Here is a 5,033-nt window from a genome sequence, read left to right as displayed (position 1 = left end):
ATCATTTTGAAATTTTCAATTTAACTTTTGCATTTTGCATTGAACTTTAGCCAAATTTTTCAAAGAGCTAAAGTGTTACAAAAAATAAAGTGTCAGGGTCAGTAAATGACATTCACACTCACACTGACACTCACACTCATTGATAGGAAACCAAGATGAAAGAAAAAATAAAAAAAGTCGTTCTGGCTTATTCCGGCGGATTAGACACTTCGGTGATTTTGCAATGGCTGCGGGAAACCTACGGTTGTGAAGTCGTGGCCTTTGTGGCCAACTTAGGCCAGGAAGAGGAGCTTGAGGGCCTGCGGGAAAAAGGGCTCAAGAGCGGAGCGAGCAAGGTTTATGTGGAAGACCTGAGAGAGGAATTTGTCCGGGATTTCATTTTTCCCATGCTCCGGGCCAATGCCATCTATGAAGGCGGCTACTTGATGGGGACCTCCATCGCCCGCCCCTTGATCGCCAAACGCCAAGTGGAAATTGCCGCAGCAGAAAGGGCGGACGCCGTCGCTCACGGCGCCACGGGAAAAGGAAACGACCAAGTCCGCTTCGAAATCACTTACTTAGCCTTAAGCCCGCGCATTCAGATCCTTGCTCCTTGGAAAATTTGGGACTTTAAATCCCGTACGGATTTGATTCAGTATGCAGAAAAACACGGGATCCCGGTGCCGGTTACCCCCCAAAAACCCTATAGCAGCGACCGAAACTTGCTCCACATCAGTTTTGAAGGAGGAATTTTGGAAGATCCCTGGATGGAGCCACCGGAGGACATGTTTGTCCTAAGCCGGTCTCCAGAAAAAGCCCCTGATAAACCCATCTATGTGGAGATCGATTTTGAACAGGGAAATCCCGTGGCCGTGAACGGCCAGCAGATGTCCCCTGCCCAACTTTTAGGCGAACTGAATCGCCTGGGGGGAGAGAACGGTATCGGGCGGGTGGACATGGTGGAAAACCGTTATGTGGGCATGAAATCCCGGGGAGTTTACGAAACTCCTGGAGGGACGATCCTCCATGGCGCCCACCGGGCGGTCGAGTCCATAACCATGGACCGGGAGGTGATGCACCTGAGAGATTCCCTCATCCCCCGTTACTCCGAGATGGTCTATTATGGATATTGGTTCTCTCCCGAACGAGAGGTTTTGCAGAAGATGATCGATGAAGCCCAGCGCTCGGTCACCGGTACCGCCCGGTTGAAGCTATTCAAGGGCAATTGTATGGTAACCGGGAGAAAATCTGCCGATTCCCTTTACTCTTGTGATTATGCCACCTTCGAGGAAGATCAGGTTTATGACCAGAAGGATGCCGGCGGGTTCATTCGCTTGAATGCTTTGCGGCTCCGGATCCGGGCGCTGATCAAAGAAAAGCGCGGTGGCTAATTTTTCAGAATTCCCTTTTTCCGATTCGCCAAGCCTTCCCATGAGAAATGCATTTAAATTCCATCGGCTCAACGTTTCCCCCCTCACCCATCCCTCTCCCCCGCACGCGGGGGAGAGGGATGGGGTGAGGGGGTTTCCATCCCCCTTGAAAAGAAGCATTCCTACAATATTCTTAATACTTCTCCTCTCACTGTTTTTTGGGGGATGCGGCAAGAAAGCTTCACCCCTTGCACCGGATAGCACGATACCGGCGCCGGTCTTCGATCTTCAGGTTTGGCCGAAAGAAGGGAAGATCTTTTTAAGGTGGACGGTTCCCACAAGAAATATCGATGGCTCCAGGCTAACGGACCTGTTAGGCTTTAAAGTATTGCGACAGGCTCGCCCTTTGACCTCAGGTCCCTGTGAGCCATGTTCCCTTAACTTTGAGCCAGTGGCGGAAATCGATATGGACTTTCCCAAAGGGGCTCGGCTCGAAAGAGGAATGGTACTATGGCAGGACACGGCCGTTAGGCCTCAGAACGAATACACTTACTTTGTCCAAGGTTACAATCTTTATCGATCTCCCAGCCCTGAGTCGAACCGGGTAAAGATCTTTTGGGATGATCCTCCAGCCGCTCCCGGCAAGGTTAATTTGCGGAAGGAAGACCGGGCCTTGGAAATTACCTGGGAGCCCGTTTCTCTCTTGGTTGACAGACGGGAGATGGTAGATTTCAAAGGATTCAACATTTATCGCAGGAGCGAAGGGGAACTTTTTTCGCTCTCTCCCCTGAACGCCGACCCTATCCCGGACAAGAGATACTGGGATGGAAAAGTTGAACTGGGAAAGCAGTACTCCTATGAAGTGCGCACCGTGCGGAATTTTCGGGGGACCCTCATCGAAGGCCCGAGTTCGGCTGTAGTCCAGGGAGTTCCAGAAAAACGTCTTCCCCCTTCAGTACCGACTGGCCTGGTGGCGGTTTGGCAGGAAGATGGCGTGGCGTTACGCTGGGATGAAAATCCCGAGCCGGACATTGCCGGCTATAACCTTTACCGCCGCGAAAAAGAGGGAAAGGAATTTGTGAAGATGAATCCCCGGTTGATTATGGAACCTTATTTCCTCGATGGTTCAGCCGATCTTCAGCGTTCCTACATTTATCGTCTGCAAGCTGTGGATTCCAGTCCCTCCCGAAACGAGAGCGATTTTTCCAAGGAAGTGGAGATTTCCTTCGAGGCCTCTCTCAAAAATTGAAAGTTTTCCCTCTATTCAACCTTGTTCGGGTTTATGGTAAGTTCAGGAGTAGTTTCTTGTCTGGGTAGTGGCGAGCATTCCGGGTGGCGATTTTGTGACCTTGCAGGATGGCTGTGGAAGCGATTAAACAATCAATGGCTGTCAGCGTCATCCCTTTCTCGCGATAAGAGGCTCTCAATTCTCCGCCTTTGGCCGCAATTTCTTGGGAAACGGGCTCAATCAGGCAGGCCCCGATAAAATCATCCGTTGACTCTCTTTCTTTTTCCTTCATGCCCGCATAAAGTTCATAGATGGACAGCACGCTCAAATAGGCTCTATTCATATCCCAGAAGGGGATGAGGAAATCCCGGGCATACGATTCTCCCCTCAGGAAATCTATGGCCACATCAGTGTCGATGAGTACGGTCTGCATAGTTGCGGCCTTCTTCCCTCCTCATTTCGCTGACGAAATCTACGCTTTTCTTGGGGCGTCTTTCCCAACTACCAAAACTGGCAATGGCCTTCTGCACTTTTTCCTTTTTAAGGTAATCTTTTAAAGCCTCCGTCGCCACCGCACTGAAATTTTTGGATGCCTTTTTGACTTCCTTATAAACCTCTTCGGGAATCGTGATGGATGTTTTTATGAGGCCCATGTTCCCCCCCTTTTTTACCATTATAGGACCCTATGGTAATACTGTCAAGGAGTATCGATGGATAATACTTTGGGGATTCTTGGAAAAGGGGATGGGGCGGGAAAGGGCCCCGCGAATCTTTTCGGACGCCCTCTATCAATTGAATAATTTAAGGGCGGCCCCCATTCTTTATGTTGCTAAATCAGGAAAGGAGAGAAGCTGAGGAAAAAAATAGTGGAAACAGGAAGGGAATGTGGGTATACTCAAAAAGAATCCCACTTTCCATGAATACAAAATTCAACCGATTGTGAATTGGAGGATCCATTCAATTTCCACCCAATGGAGTTGTAATATTATTATGGACCTAAAAATGATAATCAATGAATTGGAATTAAAAGACATTTCCTCTGTAGTAGCGGAAGAGCTAACCGCGTTATATCTCTATGGTTCATCCGTTAAAGGCCGATTAAGGGAGGAGAGTGATGTTGATATCGCTATTCTCCCGTCGCATAAAATCGATGAAGAAGAAAGACTCATTTTGATAGCAAAAGTAGAAGGCGTTATCGACAAGCTTCTCAGGGAAAAAGGTACCCGAAGAGAAATAAGTATTCTTGATCTCAGGGGGAAGTTTGTCCCCCTGACCCTTCAGTATAAAGTCATTACAGAGGGAATACTTTTGTATGAAAAGGACACCTTGGAGAGGATTGAATTTGAAAATACCGTCAAAGGTGAATATTTTGATTTTAAGTCGTTTCTCCAGCATTTAAGGAAGAAGAAATATGGACATATACACCAGGAAGTTTGAACTCATCGAAGATTCCCTCCAAAAATTGTCAGCAATAAGGAGAGAAAATCCAAGTCTTGATCAATACAGAAACTCCTGGAAAGACAGAGACGCTGCGGAGCGGAATCTCCAGAAGATCATTGAAGCGTTTATTGATGTGGGGAAAATGATCATTGCCGAGAAAAGATTCAGGGAGCCGGGGAATAATAGGGAGGTTTTTTTAATCCTCGCCGAAAAGAAGATTTTCTCATCTGAATTCATGACCCTTGTGGATAAGATGATAGGCATGAGAAATATAATTGTTCATGGATACGACAGAATTAATGACGAAATTGTCTATGGAGTCCTCAAGAGGAACTTAAAGGATATTAAAAAGTTGATTGCTAATCTGAAGAAGATCTACCGGGCAAAAGGATGAAATACATTCACGGTACTTCCCCAGCAATGACCCTCACCCTGGATTCCCGCCTGCCCGGGCAAATCGCAAGCCATTCGTGCAGAACATGTATTGAAATTGTTTAGAACATTCTGCCCGAGCGTCCTCCAACCCCCCCCCGCTTCCACGTTCTTACCGCCTAATCTCATAAACGTTAAGTGTAAGCGTGAACTTTTTTCTCGTGACAGGCGGATGTCCCCCTTTACATTTGAGAGTCCACCTTCTGTGTTGGATAATAAAGGAAAAAAGAAAAGTCAACAAACAAGACCGGACCCCAAACTCTATTTTCTCGTTGACCTCTGAGGATATGAGAAATTGGCTCGAATATTTGAGTTTTTGGAAATAGAAAACCACTGTAAGTTATTCGGAACCTACACCACCCAAAAGCAAAAAGGGCACCGCGAATCATGTCAGACGCCCCCCTGCCAATTGAATAATTTAAGGGCGTCCCTCTCTTTCCGGCCTAAAGTATGTAACCATCCTGAGGATGCACCAGAACAGGATAGAGGAGATGAAAGAGATTCCTCTCTCTGAGTTTCGGACAATGGCCGATGGCAGACAGGTTGCCTTCAAGGATACCGACCTACGAAACTATGAGGGCACA

6 protein-coding genes are annotated in these 5,033 nt (G+C 47.5%); 4 read left to right on the top strand and 2 right to left on the bottom strand.

The window, feature by feature from the left end; translation table 11 throughout:
* Positions 1-155: 155 nt before the first annotated feature.
* A complete protein-coding gene (locus Q7V48_02535) occupies positions 156-1,370 on the top strand; it encodes an argininosuccinate synthase (protein MDO9209617.1) in 1,215 nt (404 codons plus the stop codon).
* A gap of 145 nt (positions 1,371-1,515) precedes the next feature.
* Complete coding sequence (locus Q7V48_02530; protein ID MDO9209616.1) at positions 1,516-2,598, top strand: hypothetical protein; 1,083 nt, start codon at positions 1,516-1,518, stop codon at positions 2,596-2,598.
* Between the two features lie 31 nt (positions 2,599-2,629).
* On the opposite strand, the gene Q7V48_02525 is transcribed toward Q7V48_02530, so the two are convergent.
* Together Q7V48_02525 and Q7V48_02520 are read right to left on the bottom strand one after the other, a co-directional pair.
* Positions 2,630-3,010 carry a type II toxin-antitoxin system VapC family toxin gene (locus Q7V48_02525; GenBank protein MDO9209615.1) on the bottom strand — a complete coding sequence of 127 codons (381 nt, stop codon included), beginning with the start codon at positions 3,008-3,010 and terminating at the stop codon, positions 2,630-2,632.
* On the bottom strand, positions 2,985-3,230 hold the full coding sequence (locus tag Q7V48_02520; GenBank protein ID MDO9209614.1) for a type II toxin-antitoxin system CcdA family antitoxin: 246 nt from the start codon (positions 3,228-3,230) through the stop codon (positions 2,985-2,987). Before Q7V48_02520 ends, Q7V48_02525 begins: the two co-directional genes overlap by 26 nt.
* A 337-nt stretch (positions 3,231-3,567) precedes the next feature.
* Between Q7V48_02520 and Q7V48_02515 the strand changes: the two genes are divergently transcribed.
* Together Q7V48_02515 and Q7V48_02510 are read left to right on the top strand one after the other, a co-directional pair.
* Positions 3,568-4,014 carry a nucleotidyltransferase domain-containing protein gene (locus Q7V48_02515; GenBank protein ID MDO9209613.1) on the top strand — a complete coding sequence of 149 codons (447 nt, stop codon included), beginning with the start codon at positions 3,568-3,570 and terminating at the stop codon, positions 4,012-4,014.
* A complete protein-coding gene (locus Q7V48_02510) occupies positions 3,989-4,411 on the top strand; it encodes a DUF86 domain-containing protein (GenBank protein MDO9209612.1) in 423 nt (140 codons plus the stop codon). Before Q7V48_02515 ends, Q7V48_02510 begins: the two co-directional genes overlap by 26 nt.
* Positions 4,412-5,033 lie beyond the last annotated feature (622 nt).

The sequence above is a fragment of the Deltaproteobacteria bacterium genome (genome assembly GCA_030654105.1).
Lineage (GTDB): Bacteria > Desulfobacterota > SM23-61 > SM23-61 > SM23-61 > JAHJQK01.
Note: the sequence above shows the minus strand (reverse complement) of the source record. Positions and strands in the feature narration are given on the sequence as shown.